Genomic DNA, 15311 nt, shown 5'->3' with positions numbered 1-15311 from the left:
AAGAGAAAAGAAGCAAAAGTCGCCAGCAGTGTAATAGGTGAGTTGAAGTTGTATAGACACAAAAACAAACTCAGAATCTATGTAGTTCTTTCGAGGAGAAATATGTAAAACAATTTCTGTTGCCGAACGGCGATCTTATGTGTTGTCCTTTAAGAAACAGGAAGAGAATCCTAATGTTCCTTGAGCATGGAATATAAGTTAGATCAACAAGTTTGTCAAATTATAGTCGAAAAAAAATACGCTAGAAAATCAAGCGTATTTCTCATTTTCCTAGATTTATACAAATAATGTATAAATTCAGCAAATTAAATATTTTCTTCAATGAATGCAGTTAATTTAGATTTTGGCACTGCACCAATCTGTTGAGCAACAACTTCACCATTTTTGAACATCAATAACGCTGGAATGTTACGAATGTTATAGTTGACAGCAGTTGCTTCACATGCAGTCACATCAACTTTAACGATTTTAACTTTACCTTCAAATTCAGTTGAAAGTACTTCAAGAACTGGTGCAATCGCTTTACACGGTGCACACCAGCCAGCCCAGAAATCTACGATTACAGGGATATCAGATTGAAGTACATCTGCATCAAAGTTGTCATCAGTGGTATTTACGATATTGCCAGACATGGATTTTGCTCCAAAATATTTTAAAGATGAATCTATCTATGGATATAAGTATTACATAGTCATCTTTAACAATGTAGGGGGATGCTTAAATTTTCATTCTAATTTGTGAGTTTGTCCAATTGATGCTCACGATATTTACAATCGGATCTTTAGAAAATCAGTGAAACTGTCACATAATTGTCATATATGCTGAAAAAATAATGACTCATCAAATTGTCTAAATAAATGGCTTTTAAAAAGCGTGTATGTGAATTAATCTAAGCAACAATTCAGTATGAGTTTGTATAAATAATGTCTGATTTTTTGATTGATGAAGAATTACTTGCCGCGATTGATATGGGGTCAAATAGTTTCCATTTGGCAATTGCTCGTGTGGATCATGGTGAAGTTAAGAAAGTTGCTTCTATGTCAGAAAAGGTTCAGCTTGCGGCTGGATTAGATGAAAATAAAAACTTAACTGAAGCTGCACAGCAACGAGGCTTGGCTTGCTTAGCGCGTTTTGTTGGACGTTTAAGTTCAGTACAGCCCACTCGCCTCAGAATTGTAGCGACAAATGCTCTACGTCAAGCTAAAAATGGGCATGAATTTATTCAAAAAGCAGCTGAGATCCTGCCAAAACCCATCGAAATTATTGCGGGACGAGAAGAAGCCCGACTTATTTACTTGGGTGTCTCGCATACTATGGCCAATAGTGGTCGTCGTCTGGTGATCGATATTGGTGGTGGATCTACTGAATTGATTATTGGTGAAGAGTTTGAGCCGATTCATACCGAATCTTTACAAATGGGCTGTGTTGCTTTTACTAAAGCCTATTTTGCCGAGGGCGATATTAATAACAAGGCTTTTGATAAAGCTGTGGTTGCTGCACGAAAAGAATTGTCTTCGATTGCAAATACCTATAAAGCTGCGGGTTGGGATACTGTGGTCGGTTCTAGTGGAACCATCAAAGCGTGTCGTCAAATTGCTGTCAATATGGGCTGGAGTGATGAGCAAGAAAATCTTACTCGAGAAGGTTTAGAAAAGTTAAAAGATAAATTGCTGAAATTTAAAAATATTTCAGATATGGAGTTTGAAGGCTTAAAAGAAGACCGTCGAGCTGTATTACCTGCGGGTTTAGCGATCCTTTATGCTGTTTTTGAAGTCTTGAATATTGATAAGCTGGTATATTCTGATGGGGCATTACGTGAAGGTGTAATGTATGACTTATTAGGCCGTTTCCAACATGAAGATATTCGGGATCGTAGTGTACAGGCAATGATGGGACGCTATGGTGCAGATGCAAAACAAGCTGAGCGTGTCGTAGAAACAGCACAACATTTGTTTAATGCCGTGGCCAGTACATTAAATTTAAACAGTGATGATAGTGATCTTTTGCGTCGAGCTGCTTATTTGCATGAGATGGGCTTAGCCATTAGCCATAGTGGTTATCAAAAACACAGTGCTTACTTATTACAACATTCAGACATTCCTGGTTTTTCACAAATTGATCAAAACCATTTGTCACATTTGGTCGCTCATCATCGTCGTAAATTGCGAGTAGATGCCAAATTAGAAGTGCTAAAAGTGGGCGGCAACAAGCTTGTGTACTTGTGTTTGTTACTCCGTCTTGCTGTTTTACTGAATCATAGTCGTAGCGATGAGATGCTTCCTGCCATTGAATTGGCGGTAGAGAATGAGCAACAATGGCAACTTAGCGTTTCTGGTGATGCCAAACAATGGCCATTGCTGGTTGCAGATTTGCATGATGAGCAAGTGCAATTTAAGCATTGGGACATTGAATTGAATATTCAGTCGGAACAGTTTATCGATTAACTTAAAGGTTTTGTGATGATGGAATGATCAATCATTTCATATCACTTAAACCTAAACTTCCGATGCGTAATCCATCGGTGAATTAGGGATAATACTCGACTTATGAAAAATAAAGCTGCTCAATCTCAAGCTTGGAAAACGGTTCAAATTGCACGTCACCCTGAGCGTCCGCAATTTTTGGATTACGTAGGCGAAATCTTTACTGAATTTGATACCTTGCATGGTGATCGTCTATATGGTGATGATGGTGCAATGGTGGGTGGTTTGGCCCGTTTTAACGGTCTACCAGTGATGGTTGTGGGTCAACACCGTGGTCGTAGTACGCGTGAAAAATTACAGCATAACTTTGGGATGTGTAATCCTGAAGGGTACAGAAAGTCTCAACGCTTACTTGATATGGCGGAACGCTTTAACCTTCCTGTATTTACTTTTATCGATACGATGGGGGCATATCCTGGTATTGGTGCTGAAGAGCGTGGTCAAGCGGAAGCAATTGCAACAAGTTTGGCGCAACTTTCAAGCCTTAAAGTGCCGGTGATTGCGACAGTTTTGGGTGAAGGCGGTTCTGGTGGTGCTTTGGGGATTGGTGTTGCTGATCGCGTCATTATGCTTTCGCATAGTATCTATTCTGTGATTTCTCCTGAGGGTTGTGCATCGATTCTATGGAAAACTGCGGATAAAGCTGAACAAGCCAGTGAAGCACTTGCATTAACTGCCAATAAACTGAAAGAAATTGGCATTGTTGAATATGTGGTTGATGAAGGTGATGGCGCTCATTTGCATCCTTTTGAGGTTATGGAAAAACTTAAGGATGTGTTAAAACAAGCGCTTGATGAATTACAGCCAATGACTGCGGAAGAACGATGCGAAGCACGTTATCAACGTTTAATGAAGTTTGGCAGCAACAATTTAGGTCTTGCTTCTTAAAACAGTATTCTCAATTTCCTGAAGATACCCGTTTCTTAATCGGATGTAGCGGTGGTATGGATTCCATGCTATTGCTACATCTGATGGCACAGCTTTTTCCTGAGCGAATTCGTGCAATTTATGTCAACCATCAACTGCAAAAGGTCAGTGATGAGTGGGCTGATTTTGTTGCTCAACAATGTACAGCGCTTAATATTCCTTATATTCTTCAGCCAGTTCAAGTCGCTCAAGGCAATCTTGAGAATCAAGCACGTGAAGTGCGTTATCAGGCTTATTTTCAGCATATAGATAAAAATGAGGTATTGGTTCTTGCTCACCATCAGCAAGATCAGGCCGAAACGTTAATGTTACGCTTGTTGTCAGGTGCGGGGGTTACAGGTCTATCAGCAATGCAATCCATCGATCAGCGCGATCAATTGCTGATCTGGCGGCCTTTACTTGATACTTCCCGTGAGCAGATTTGCCAATGGGTTGAGCAACTGAAAATCGATTATGTGGATGATCCTTCCAATTTAGATATACATTATGACCGTGCATGGTGTAGACATGAACTTTGGCATATTTTGCAAAGTCGTTATCCTAAAATGCAGCAAGCATTGGCACGTACTAGCTATTTAATGCAAGATGCTGATGAAATTCTCAATGAGGTAGTACAGCAGGATTTAAAGTTCTGTGGTCATCCTACACAATTGGATTTAGCCAAATTGGCATCACTTTCCCCTGCTAGACAGCGGCAACTTCTCTCAATGTGGATGAAAGGTGAAGGGACATATCGCCCAGCTTTGGACATGGTGCAAAGGCTACAAGATGAGGTAATTGAATCTAAGACAGATGCGCAAGCCGCTTTACATTGGAATCATTTTTATTATTTACGCTATCAAAATCAGCTTTACCGAATTGAGCAAAACCAATATTTAGCGTCAAAATCTAAACAATTGCCTCAAGAACAGGAAGTTCAATTTCAGCTTCATCAACAACTACAATTCACATCTGGTGTGTTTCAGATCGAAAGCTCTAAAATGGGCCTGGCTTTTGCACTGTTCAATCATAAGCTAACATTAAAGCCGCGTTTAGGTGGTGAAAAAATTCATCTTTATGGCAGAGTAGGTGCTTGGCCTTTGAAAAAAGCTATTCAAGAAGCACATATTTTTCCGTGGATGCGTCATACAATTCAAATATTAAGTGTAGATAATGTTATGCTTGGTGTGTTTACACCAAATGGTTTTTGGTTGGCGCAATCTGAATATTGTGAAGTGGGTGGATGGCAACCAAATTTAATCTCTGAGTTAAAAAACTAAGGTCGAGCGTGATTCATGAGTGCAGCGTTAAATTGTAATATTACTTTTATTGGTGGTGGGAATATTGCACAAGCCCTAATCGGTGGCTTGTTGAGTCGTGGATTACCTGCAACACGTATTACAGTTTCTGACCCCTTTGAAAATATTCGACAATTGCTACAAGAAAAAGATGTGCATGTGACTGACGATAATATCGCAGCAATTAAAAACGCCGATATCGTTGTTTTTGCTGTAAAACCTCAAGTTTTGGGTGGAGTGCTTAAACCATTAAAAGGTTTACTCGAAGATAAATTATTGATCTCAATTGTTGCAGGTGCTGAAATTCAAACAATTTCAGACTTAACGGGTAGTGAGCGTATTGTTCGTGTTATGCCGAATACACCTGCTTTGGTTCAAACTGGTGCACATGGTATTTTTGCTCAAGAAGAGGTCAGTGTTAAAGACCGCGAATTGGCAACACAAGTACTTGCTTCGACAGGTTTAACGATCTGGGTGACTTCTGAAGCGCAAATTGATGCTGTGACTGCTGTTTCTGGTTCAGGCCCTGCATATTTCTTCTATATGATGGAAAGCATGATTCGCGCTGGAAAAAATATGGGTTTAGATGAAAAGGTTGCGACCGCTTTAACTTTACAGACAGCACTTGGTGCAGCACAAATGGCAATTACCAGCTCAAATGCGCCATCGGAATTGCGTAAAAATGTGACTTCTCCAAACGGTACTACACAAGCTGCTTTAGAAGTATTTGATCGTGCTCAAATTTCTCAAAATATTCAGACAGCTTTAGCTGCTGCGCAGAAGCGTAGTCAGGAACTGGCTCAAGAATTAAGTGACAGCATTAAATAATTATTGATTTTTAGGAACGTTCCAGTATGGGTGCAAATTCTGCGCAAATTTTTGGCATTATTATTAACGTAGCGATTTTGCTCGTATTCTTTCGTTTTTTAATGCAATTGGCCATGGTGAGTCCATACAATCCAGTGGTGATGTCGACAGTCAAAGCGACAAAAATTGTGGATATGTTTGGTCGAATTTTTCCGCCTTTAGCCAAAGGGCGAGTAAATACAGCTGCATTAGTTTTGCTGGTGGTGTTATATCTGCTTAAGATTTTTGGAATGATGTACTTGCAAGGTGCAATACCTAATAGTCCTGTACATTTGATCATTCTAACTTTTGTAACCATGATCCAAGACCTGATTCGTTTTTGTCGCTATTTAATTTTTGCGACCATTATTCTTAGTTGGGTGGTGATGTTTACCCAGTCGAGATCACCTTATATTGAAGTGATTCAAGAGCTTGCCGAGCCATTATTGGCGCCGTTCCGCCGTATCATGCCAAATATGGGAATGATTGATCTTTCTCCAATTCTAGCGATTTTGGCATTGATCATTGCTGAAAAAGTTATGGATTATGCTGCGATTGCGTTGTTAACAGGCCTTTAACTTACCAGTTTAAATAGCAAAAGGACTCAATAGAGTCCTTTTTTTGTGAGTATTAAAAATATAATATTGAGTATGTTTTCAACAAAAGATGATCTCTCCCTAACTTTTTCTAGAAAGTTAGGGAATAGTCTAAAGGCTTAATGTGCTTCACCCCAATTCTTGCCTTGACCGACTTCAACAACTAAAGGTACCGATAAGGTAACGACCTTTTGCATCACATCTTTAATCTGTGCAGCCAATTTATCTGCAATAGCCTCATCAACTTCAAACACCAATTCATCGTGTACTTGAAGTAAAAGTTTCGCCTGATTTTGAGGTAAGATTTTATTGACTTCAATCATCGCCATTTTAATAATTTCAGCAGCAGAGCCTTGGAGTGGGGCATTAATCGCAGCACGTTCCGCACCTTTACGCACCATCATATTTCGAGCATCAATATCTGGTGTATATAAGCGACGACCTGTAATGGTTTCTACAAAACCTTGTTCCAGTGCGACTTGGCGGGTACGTTGCATATACTCATAGATACCCGGATAACGGTGGAAGTATTGCTTAATATAGTTTTGCGATTCTTCACGAGTAAAGCCCAGTTGACGAATCAAACCAAACTCAGACATACCGTACAATAAACCAAAGTTAACAGCTTTCGCTTGGCGGCGTTGATCAGAGGTCACATTTTCTAGCGCGACACCCAAGACCTCAGATGCTGTACGACGGTGTACATCTTGCCCATTTTGAAAAGCATCAACTAAAGCATCATCTTGTGAGAAATGCGCCATTAAACGTAATTCAATTTGTGAATAATCGGCTGCCAAAAGTACACGACCTTGAGGTGCGATAAAGGCTTTACGAATCTGACGACCAATTTCCTCACGTATCGGAATGTTCTGTAGGTTTGGATCGGTTGATGACAAGCGTCCTGTTGCTGTTAATGCTTGATGGTAACTGGTATGGACGCGGTGGGTATCGGGATTGGCTTGTTTCACTAAGGCTTCGGTATAGGTACTTCTAAGCTTAGTTAAACCACGATACTCAATGATTAGTTCAGTAATTGGATGATCGATTTTTTCTAAAACTGCTTCAGAGGTACTGTATTGTCCCGTTGCCGTTTTTTTGCCACCTTTTAAGCCTAATTTTTCAAATAAAACTTCACCGACTTGTTTGGGTGAACCGACATTAAAAGATTCGCCTGCAATTTCGATAATTTGATTTTCAAGATTTTGAATGGTATTGGCAAAGTCTACACTGAGCTGATCCAAGAAGCTTAGATCAAGTTCTATCCCATTTTCTTCCATGGTTGCCAAAACACTGGCTACAGGCATTTCAATGTGATGTAAAATATTGATCAGTTCAGGAATTTCTTTCAGCTTACGTTCCAGAACTTCATATAGGCGGTATGTGACATGTGCATCTTCTGCTGCATAATGTCCAGCGGTTTCAATCTCGATTTGATTAAAGGTCTTTTGTTTTGCACCTTTACCTGCAACTTGTTCAAAAGTTGTGGTCAAATGGCTCAGATAAACGCGCGCAACATCATCCATACCATGGCGTGTTGTCACTGCATTCAATACATAAGAGGCCAGCATGGTGTCAAAATACCAACCTTGTAAATGAATACCGTGATTTTCAAAAATATGCGCATCATATTTTAAATGATGTCCAATTTTTTCAATACTTGGATCTTCAAGAATCGGTTTGATTTGCTGAATAATCGCATCGCGATTGAGTTGCTCAGGAGCACCTTCATAATCATGTGCTAAGGGGATGTAATAAGCATCATTGGCATCAAAAGCTACTGAAAAACCAACCATTTCAGCAATACGATAATCTAAGCTTGTGGTTTCAGTGTCAATTGCAAAACGTTTTTCTGTGCTTAAGCGTTGGAAGAGCTTATCCCATGCTTCTTGACTTAAAATAGTATGATAAGTGGCTTCACCAAGACGGTCATCAACACTTGAACTTGTGGCTTGATCTGTAATTTCACTTTCAACAGGTTGTTCGGTTTTACTAATACTTTGAGTTGTTTGTTTATAGGCGGGGCTATTTGGATTATTGGGATGATCAAGCGATTGTAATTGATTACGGAATTCAAGTTCAGTATACAAACTACGCAATGCTTCAACATCAGGTTCACACAGCTTTAAATCATCATAGGTCAAACTTAAATCGAGATCGATAACAATACTTGCTAGTTGATGATCAAGCGTAATTCCTTCAACATTGTCTTTTAAACTTTGTCCAACTTTACCTTTGATATTATCAACATTTTCCAAAATACCAGCAATCGTACCATACTCATTTAACAGTTTAGCGGCAGTTTTTGCACCTACACCCGGTACGCCACGAATACCATCAGAGGCATCACCCATTAAGGTTAAATAATCAATAATTTGATCTGGGCGGACGCCAAATTTTTCGATTACACCATCGACATCCATCGGTTTGTCTTTAAAACTGTCTTCAAGGGTAACCTTATCAGTGACCAACTGGGCCATGTCTTTATCACCCGTAGAAATCAAAACTTGATGACCAGCTTTTTCAGCACGTTTTGCCAAGGTTCCAATAATGTCATCAGCTTCAGCACCAGGAAGCGTATGTAATGGAATACCTAAAGCACGGATCAAGGCATGCAAATAAGGAATTTGTTGTGACAATTCTTCTGGCATGCTTGGACGGTCACCTTTATATATCGGTGACAGCACATGACGAAAGGTGGGTTCAGGTGTGTCAAAAATAACCGCCATATGTGTTGGTTGCACACGACGCATCAGTTTTTGAATTGCAGAAATTGCCCCACGAATCGCATTGGTCTGTAATCCAGTTGATGTGGTTAAAGGTGGGAGTGCATGAAAAGCACGAAATAAAAAGTATGACCCATCGACCAATACAAATGGTGGCATTGATATTTTCCTAATTCAAATAACCGCTTTATTGTACGTGATTTTTTACGCTTGCGAAGATGCAACAGTCATCCTTGTGTTACTGAATATCTGATGAATTCACATAATCATCAAGCAAGGCTGTTGTATTATCGAGTTACTCAGGATCGAGAAAGATGAAATATGCTCAAAGGGCAGAGTGAAATTCGTATCATTTGGTTAATGATGTTGATCATTATTGCAGTCAGTGCATGGTTTTTGGATGCACGAATATTGACATACATCAGTGGTTTAGCATTTGTCATGAGTGTGATGCAGTATGTTGATGCGATTCAAGATCCATTGCAAGAGATTGCACAGCAGACATTATTTCCATTACAAAGCACTTCAAAAGTGCCTTTGTATATTTCTTCGATTGTTGCTGTTGTAGGGCTAACACTGCATTTGAGCTGGATGGTTGGTTTAGGTCTCACAGCTTGGATTTTCTTTTTCTTACGCTGGTTACGCCGTTTAGAGCGTTATTTAACTCAAGTACAATTACAAATTCAACATTTGAACTTTTCAGAACATACATCCCCAGATTTAAACCATCCGCTATCGATTAAACAAAGTATAGCGATGAATAAAGACTCTTCCCTGAACTTAATGGGACAAATTCGCCAATGGATTTTTCAAGGAAATCCTGTTTTAAAAGTTGCGATCTTGGTTTTGGTGATTGGCATTGTGTTATTGCTACGTTTTGCGACAGAGCATTGGCAATTAAGTTTAGCAGTCAAACTTTCAATCGTTGCTTTGTCCAGTGGAGCAATCACCACATTGGGAGTGTTGCTACAAAATAAAAATCGTAGTTTTGCCTTAGCAATAGAGGGGTTGGGGCTTGCTGGATTATTTTTAACCTTATTCTTTGCCTATTACAATCAGTTGCTTCCGAGTCTTTATCTGGCAAGTTTATGTTTTGCTGTAATTATGGCATTGACACTGAGTTTAAGCTTAAAGCAGCAAAGCGTGGAATTGGCATTGATGGCAGTCCTTATCGCATATATTGCGCCATTTACGTTGCCTGTGCGAAATGCAACGGTGGCGGAACTGATGGCTTATTATTTAGTGATTAACATTGCAATTGCTGTACTTAGTACCTTAAGACCTTGGAAATATTTAAATCAGATCGGATTTTTAGTGACAGTCATCATTGGTGGTGGTTATGCGTTCTATTATGGATATATTCAAGAAAAACAGTTACTCACAATACTCATTTTTGCACATCTCTCCGTATTCATTTGGCTTGGTTTTCGATTCAGTCAATTGATCGCCAAACAGGACCTGGAGCAATTTAAACTTAAACCCAGTTTAGATGTTGCGTTGATTTTTGGGGCACCGATAATTGGCTATTTATTTATATATTTAATGTATTTTCACCAAGAGCTTATCCTTGCTGGATTTAGCCTTGGTTTTGCTGTGGTGTTTGCAGGAATTTACCAACTTTCTAAACGTAATCAATCTATTCAACTGATTTCTCAAAGTTATTTTAGTTTGGCATTGATCTTTATTGCTTTAATTCCACCGATTCTTCTGCATGGTCAGTGGAGCGTGGTGGGTTGGGCTGTTGAAGGCTTATGTATTTTTGGCTTTGCTTTATATCGACAATCAGTGATCAGTCGTTATATGGCGATAGCCTTGTTGATTGTTGCAGGTTGTTCAAGCCTTTATTACTTATTTGAATTGCCTGATTTTCCAACCACGATGTATTGGTGCTTAAGTTTAAGCTATATCGCTGTGGTGTTATTGGCAAATAGTCGTGATGATTTTCGCAAACAGATCAGTTCAGTAACGACCTTGTTTTTAAGCCTGCTGATGATTTCTGCAACCACGATGATTCTTGCATTATTGCTTGATCACCTAGAGGGAGAAAATCGATATATATACACTGTATTGATTGTGGTTGTCGCTTATCTGTTGATGAATGAATTGATGTTGTGGCTAAAGGCCAGATCAACATGGTTGATTCCAAAATGGATTGGGGTAATTCCCGTCTATGTATTCACACTCATTTTATTATTGGATATTAGTAAAAATGGCATGTTGTTATGGACCAGTGATATTGAACGATGGGGTATCTCAGTTTCAGGTTTAGTGCTAGCGACAGTCTGGTTAAGACCTGCAAAAGGGATACAGTTTGAAAGTGAATGGCTGAGTTTAGGTGTTTTAGTTAGTTTAAGTCTAAGCAGTCTTAGCTTGATTGCAACGATGCCTTATATCAGCGTAGTCATTTTACCTTTAGTGTTTTGTGGATGGTGTTTCTTTCAGAAAAAATCAGAATGGACGATGTTCTGGCAGACGCGAAGTAGTTTATTACTGATGCTGATTTGGATGATTTGTTCTCAGCTATTTTCACAGCAAGCATTTCAAGGATATTTATTACCAATCTTAAATCCATTTGATTTGGTTAGTATCGCCATGTTAATTGGTTTTTTCTGGATGCTGTATCTTCAATTTAAGCAAGGTATAAAGCAGGGAATAGACCATGGGATACTTGCTGTTCTGTGTGTTCTAAGTTTGTTGTGGCTGAGTAGCTATATCATTTTAAGAGCTTTACATGTGTATTTTGCTACTCCTTATAATCAACTTAGTCTATGGCAAGATGCCACTACACAACTGAGCTTAACCTTGCTTTGGGTGAGCTTAGCTTTTATCGCAATGAGCTTTGCCAGTCGTAAGTTTTTACGTCCTTTATGGATTTTAGGGGGGAGTATTTTGGTGATTGTCACCTTAAAATTGGTGCTTTTTGATTTATCACATATTGGAACATTAACTCGAGTGGTTTCTTTCTTGGGGGCGGGTTTTGTGATGCTGATTATTGCTTATATTGCCCCGATTCCTGATCAGAAAAATTTAAATCATTAATTATGGATTGGGTGATAATTTAGGTTGTTCAGTTGAAAGCAAAATAAAAGAGGCATTTACTATATAGTAAATGCCTCTTTTTAAGTTTAAGTATTGAGATACTTAAAGAATTTCAATTGCTAGAGCAGTCGCTTCACCACCACCAATACAAAGGGCCGCAATCCCTTTTTTACCGCCAGTACGTTTTAAAGCATGAATTAAGGTCAAAATAATGCGCGAACCTGTAGAACCAACAGGATGACCTAGGGCACATGCACCACCGTGAATGTTGACTTTTTCAGCGTCCAGTTTAAATTCATCGATTGGGCACATAGTGACCATCGCAAATGCTTCATTGATTTCCCATAAATCAACATCTTGAACATCCCAACCGGTTTTATTCAGGACCTTTTGGATTGCACCTACAGGAGCAATGGTAAACTCAGATGGATGCTGTGAGTTTGAAGCATATGCAACAATTTTTGCTAATGGTTGGAGCCCTTTTGCAGCAGCATGATCCGCAGAAGTTAATACAAGTGCAGATGCGCCATCTGAAATTGAGCTGGCATTCGCAGCCGTGATAGTTCCATCTTTGGCAAATGCAGGACGTAAGGTAGGAATTTTTTCGATATTGGCATTAAATGGTTGTTCATCTTGATCAATAACAACATCGCCTTTACGGCTTGAAACCGTCACAGAAACGATTTCATCTTTAAACCAACCTTCAGTAATAGCTTTTTGTGCACGCTGTAAAGAACGAATCGCAAAATCATCCATTTGTTGACGTGTATAGCCTTTTGTATTTGCCATATCTTGTGCAAATGAACCCATTAGGCGACCCGTTTCAGCATCTTCTAAACCATCAAAGAACATATGGTCTTTTACTTCACCATGTCCCATGCGATATCCGCTGCGGGCTTTAGGAAGAAGATACGGTGCATTGGTCATAGATTCCATTCCGCCAGCAACAATGACGTCTGCCGAACCTGCTTTGATCGAATCCGCAGCTTGCATGACTGCTTTCATCCCTGAACCACACAGTTTGTTAATGGTTACAGCACCCGTTGTATCAGGTAAGCCAGCTTTGCGCATCGCTTGACGTGCAGGACCTTGTTTTAAACCAGCAGGTAATACACACCCCATAATGACTTCTTGTACATCGTTTGGTTGTAATCCAGCACGGGCAATGGCTTCTTTAATTGTCGCAGCACCTAAGTCAGGTGCAGTCAAACTGGTCAGACTTCCTTGAAAACCACCCATAGCTGTACGGGCACCATTAACAATTACGATGTCAGTCATTGTTCTATCTCCAAATGATTATTCTGTGAATATATCCAAAACCTAAGCAGTATATAAAAAATAGTGTAAGAATAAAGTCTAGGTATTGAATATATGCTGACCGTAGAGAACAGTTTTTAACATTCGGGTCGTGGTCCTAAATTTATAGCTCCCATTCGTCCGATTTTGTATCGTTTATTATTTTCGACATCATATTGACTGCAATAATAGAAACTTCCAGGTGAACCTCTGGGTAGGCCAGTATCACCTTGTAAAGTTAACGCATCTCTACTGCTTGCACTTCCAATCCAGCTCAGTGTGCCATATTTAATTTTATTTTCAGTTTTTAGGAGTATGTGGTCTCCAGCATCAATCTGTTTATTTTTATTTTTATCTGTAAAAATAAGTAATCCTTTATTCCATTTATCTTTTTCACATTGAATTAAATCTTCAGATGAACAAATGACCACAGTTGTATGTCGGACCAAAGCTTGACTTCTTGCATAAGAAACATGTTGCTGTATTTGTGCTGAAACAGCCCTAATCTCTTGTTTCTGCATCCAATTATGATAATGCGGTAAGCAGATTAAGCTGATAATTGCAATAATACAGATTATGGTAATTAGTTCGAATAAGGTAAGACCTTGCTCTTTACAATAAAAATACATCATTAGGTCTTCTGTTAAGTCTTGTTTTTTATTTGAAAAATAATGATTTTTCTATTAAATTTAATTGAAATGTTAACGTAGTAAAATATTTATTACTATCGGTTTCTTTTACTGCTAAAATGCATGTAGCAAAAAGATAAGCGATCCACGCAAAAAAATTGAGTAAAATGTTACCGAATTACAACGGAAATTGTAAGTAATTTTGTCAATAATTTACTTGATTAAAGTTATCAAGCACTTGGAAAAAGCCTCAAGTGTTTGTATGATTCAACGTGAGTAGCTTAAAAATAATACTGGGGTATTAAAATTTATCTCAGGATAGCCAATAAATTTTAGGCTAAGCTTGAACAACAATTGTTATCTCTGGAGGATATCCATGAAATTGAGTCGTATCGCACTTGCTATGCTTGTTGCTGCTCCATTCGCTGCTGCTAATGCTGGTGTAACTGTTACACCTTTACTACTTGGTTACACTTTCCAAGACTCTCAACACAACAATGGTGGTGATAAAGGCGAGTTAACTAACGGCCCTGAATTACAAGACGATTTATTCGTTGGTGCTGCACTTGGTGTAGAACTTACTCCATGGTTAGGTTTTGAAGCTGAATATAACCAAGTTAAAGGTGACCTTGACGGTACTGGCGTAGCTGGTTCTGAATACAAGCAAACTCAAATCAACGGTAACTTTTATGCTACTTCTGATTTGATCACTAAAAACTATGACAGTAAAATCAAACCGTATGTATTGTTAGGTGCTGGTCATTACAAGTATAAACTTGATGACATGTCTTACCATAACAACGAAGAAGGTACTTTAGGTAATGCTGGTGTTGGTGCTTTCTGGCGCTTAAACGATGCTTTATCTCTTCGTACTGAAGCTCGTGGTACTTATAACTTTGACGAAAAATTCTGGAACTATACTGCTCTTGCAGGTCTTAACGTAGTTCTTGGTGGTCACTTGAAGCCTGCTGCTCCTGTAGTAGAAGTTGCTCCAGTGGTTCCAGTTGCTCCAACTCCAGTTGAACCAGCTCCACAAGTTCTTACTGAAGATTTGAACATGGAACTTCGTGTGTTCTTTGATACAAACAAATCAAACATCAAAGATCAATACAAGCCAGAAGTTGCTAAAGTTGCTGATGCGTTAACTACATTCCCGAATGCGACTGCTCGTATTGAAGGTCATACAGATAACACTGGTCCACGTAAGTTAAACGAACGTTTATCTTTAGCTCGTGCTAACTCTGTTAAATCAGCGCTTGTAAGCGAGTACAACATTGATGCATCTCGTTTGTCTACTCAAGGTTTCGCTTGGGATCAACCGATTGCTGACAACAAAACTAAAGAAGGTCGTGCTATGAACCGTCGTGTATTCGCGACAATCACTGGTAGCCGTACTGTAACTAAATAATCCTTTATTTAGTGAATAAAAAAGCGACTCAATTGAGTCGCTTTTTTATTTAAAGTCCTTATAATTATAGAATATTTAAATAAAACT

At 39.0% G+C, this 15311-nt stretch carries 11 protein-coding genes; 7 read left to right on the top strand and 4 right to left on the bottom strand.

Annotated elements, in window-relative coordinates; genetic code table 11:
* Positions 1-305: 305 nt before the first annotated feature.
* The gene (gene trxA, locus AC4CVF_RS15255; protein WP_004723035.1) at positions 306-632 is read right to left on the bottom strand and encodes a thioredoxin; all 327 of its coding nucleotides are present in this window, start codon (positions 630-632) and stop codon (positions 306-308) included.
* Between the two features lie 291 nt (positions 633-923).
* Between trxA and ppx the strand changes: the two genes are divergently transcribed.
* The 5 genes from ppx to AC4CVF_RS15230 all read left to right on the top strand — a co-directional run bounded on the left by ppx (position 924) and on the right by AC4CVF_RS15230 (position 6111).
* Positions 924-2444 carry an exopolyphosphatase gene (gene ppx, locus AC4CVF_RS15250; protein ID WP_419359104.1) on the top strand — a complete coding sequence of 507 codons (1521 nt, stop codon included), beginning with the start codon at positions 924-926 and terminating at the stop codon, positions 2442-2444.
* Positions 2445-2546: 102 nt separating this feature from the next.
* Positions 2547-3371 (top strand): acetyl-CoA carboxylase carboxyltransferase subunit alpha, encoded by an 825-nt coding sequence (locus AC4CVF_RS15245; RefSeq protein WP_336953365.1) that lies wholly within the window; start codon positions 2547-2549, stop codon positions 3369-3371.
* Positions 3308-4669, top strand: a complete 1362-nt coding sequence (tilS, locus tag AC4CVF_RS15240; protein WP_419359106.1) for a tRNA lysidine(34) synthetase TilS — start codon at positions 3308-3310, stop codon at positions 4667-4669. Before AC4CVF_RS15245 ends, tilS begins: the two co-directional genes overlap by 64 nt.
* 15 nt (positions 4670-4684) lie before the next feature.
* Entirely contained in the window at positions 4685-5515 is an 831-nt protein-coding gene (gene proC / locus AC4CVF_RS15235) for a pyrroline-5-carboxylate reductase (RefSeq protein WP_490789670.1), read from the top strand.
* A gap of 26 nt (positions 5516-5541) precedes the next feature.
* On the top strand, positions 5542-6111 hold the full coding sequence (locus AC4CVF_RS15230; RefSeq protein ID WP_004723028.1) for a YggT family protein: 570 nt from the start codon (positions 5542-5544) through the stop codon (positions 6109-6111).
* Positions 6112-6248: 137 nt separating this feature from the next.
* On the opposite strand, the gene polA is transcribed toward AC4CVF_RS15230, so the two are convergent.
* A complete protein-coding gene (gene polA / locus AC4CVF_RS15225; protein ID WP_336953362.1) occupies positions 6249-9011 on the bottom strand; it encodes a DNA polymerase I in 2763 nt (920 codons plus the stop codon).
* A 162-nt stretch (positions 9012-9173) separates the two neighbouring features.
* Between polA and AC4CVF_RS15220 the strand changes: the two genes are divergently transcribed.
* Positions 9174-11891: a DUF2339 domain-containing protein gene (locus AC4CVF_RS15220; protein WP_419359109.1), complete on the top strand. Its 2718-nt coding sequence runs from the start codon at positions 9174-9176 to the stop codon at positions 11889-11891.
* Positions 11892-11993: 102 nt separating this feature from the next.
* Here the strand turns inward: AC4CVF_RS15220 and AC4CVF_RS15215 are convergent, their stop codons facing one another.
* Both AC4CVF_RS15215 and AC4CVF_RS15210 read right to left on the bottom strand, forming a co-directional pair.
* Entirely contained in the window at positions 11994-13169 is a 1176-nt protein-coding gene (locus tag AC4CVF_RS15215; RefSeq protein ID WP_419359111.1) for a thiolase family protein, read from the bottom strand.
* Between the two features lie 116 nt (positions 13170-13285).
* Positions 13286-13708 carry a GspH/FimT family protein gene (locus tag AC4CVF_RS15210; protein ID WP_419328063.1) on the bottom strand — a complete coding sequence of 141 codons (423 nt, stop codon included), beginning with the start codon at positions 13706-13708 and terminating at the stop codon, positions 13286-13288.
* A 484-nt stretch (positions 13709-14192) separates the two neighbouring features.
* On the opposite strand from AC4CVF_RS15210, the gene omp38 reads away from it, so the two are divergent.
* Positions 14193-15224: an outer membrane protein Omp38 gene (gene omp38 / locus AC4CVF_RS15205; protein WP_056514838.1), complete on the top strand. Its 1032-nt coding sequence runs from the start codon at positions 14193-14195 to the stop codon at positions 15222-15224.
* The last annotated feature ends 87 nt before the right edge of the window (positions 15225-15311 follow it).

The organism is Acinetobacter sp. LipI_19 (genome assembly GCF_058242925.1).
This window is presented reverse-complemented; position numbering and strand designations above follow the sequence as displayed.

What these genes read in the sequence shown, in the direction of transcription:
- polA (WP_336953362.1), bottom strand. Translation starts at nt 9,011, where the DNA reads ATGCCACCATTTGTATTGGTCGATGGGTCATACTTTTTATTTCGTGCT.
- AC4CVF_RS15245 (WP_336953365.1), top strand. Translation starts at nt 2,547, where the DNA reads ATGAAAAATAAAGCTGCTCAATCTCAAGCTTGGAAAACGGTTCAAATT.
- AC4CVF_RS15210 (WP_419328063.1), bottom strand. Translation starts at nt 13,708, where the DNA reads ATGCAGAAACAAGAGATTAGGGCTGTTTCAGCACAAATACAGCAACAT.
- omp38 (WP_056514838.1), top strand. Translation starts at nt 14,193, where the DNA reads ATGAAATTGAGTCGTATCGCACTTGCTATGCTTGTTGCTGCTCCATTC.
- AC4CVF_RS15215 (WP_419359111.1), bottom strand. Translation starts at nt 13,169, where the DNA reads ATGACTGACATCGTAATTGTTAATGGTGCCCGTACAGCTATGGGTGGT.
- tilS (WP_419359106.1), top strand. Translation starts at nt 3,308, where the DNA reads ATGCGAAGCACGTTATCAACGTTTAATGAAGTTTGGCAGCAACAATTT.
- proC (WP_490789670.1), top strand. Translation starts at nt 4,685, where the DNA reads ATGAGTGCAGCGTTAAATTGTAATATTACTTTTATTGGTGGTGGGAAT.
- AC4CVF_RS15220 (WP_419359109.1), top strand. Translation starts at nt 9,174, where the DNA reads ATGCTCAAAGGGCAGAGTGAAATTCGTATCATTTGGTTAATGATGTTG.
- trxA (WP_004723035.1), bottom strand. Translation starts at nt 632, where the DNA reads ATGTCTGGCAATATCGTAAATACCACTGATGACAACTTTGATGCAGAT.
- ppx (WP_419359104.1), top strand. Translation starts at nt 924, where the DNA reads ATGTCTGATTTTTTGATTGATGAAGAATTACTTGCCGCGATTGATATG.
- AC4CVF_RS15230 (WP_004723028.1), top strand. Translation starts at nt 5,542, where the DNA reads ATGGGTGCAAATTCTGCGCAAATTTTTGGCATTATTATTAACGTAGCG.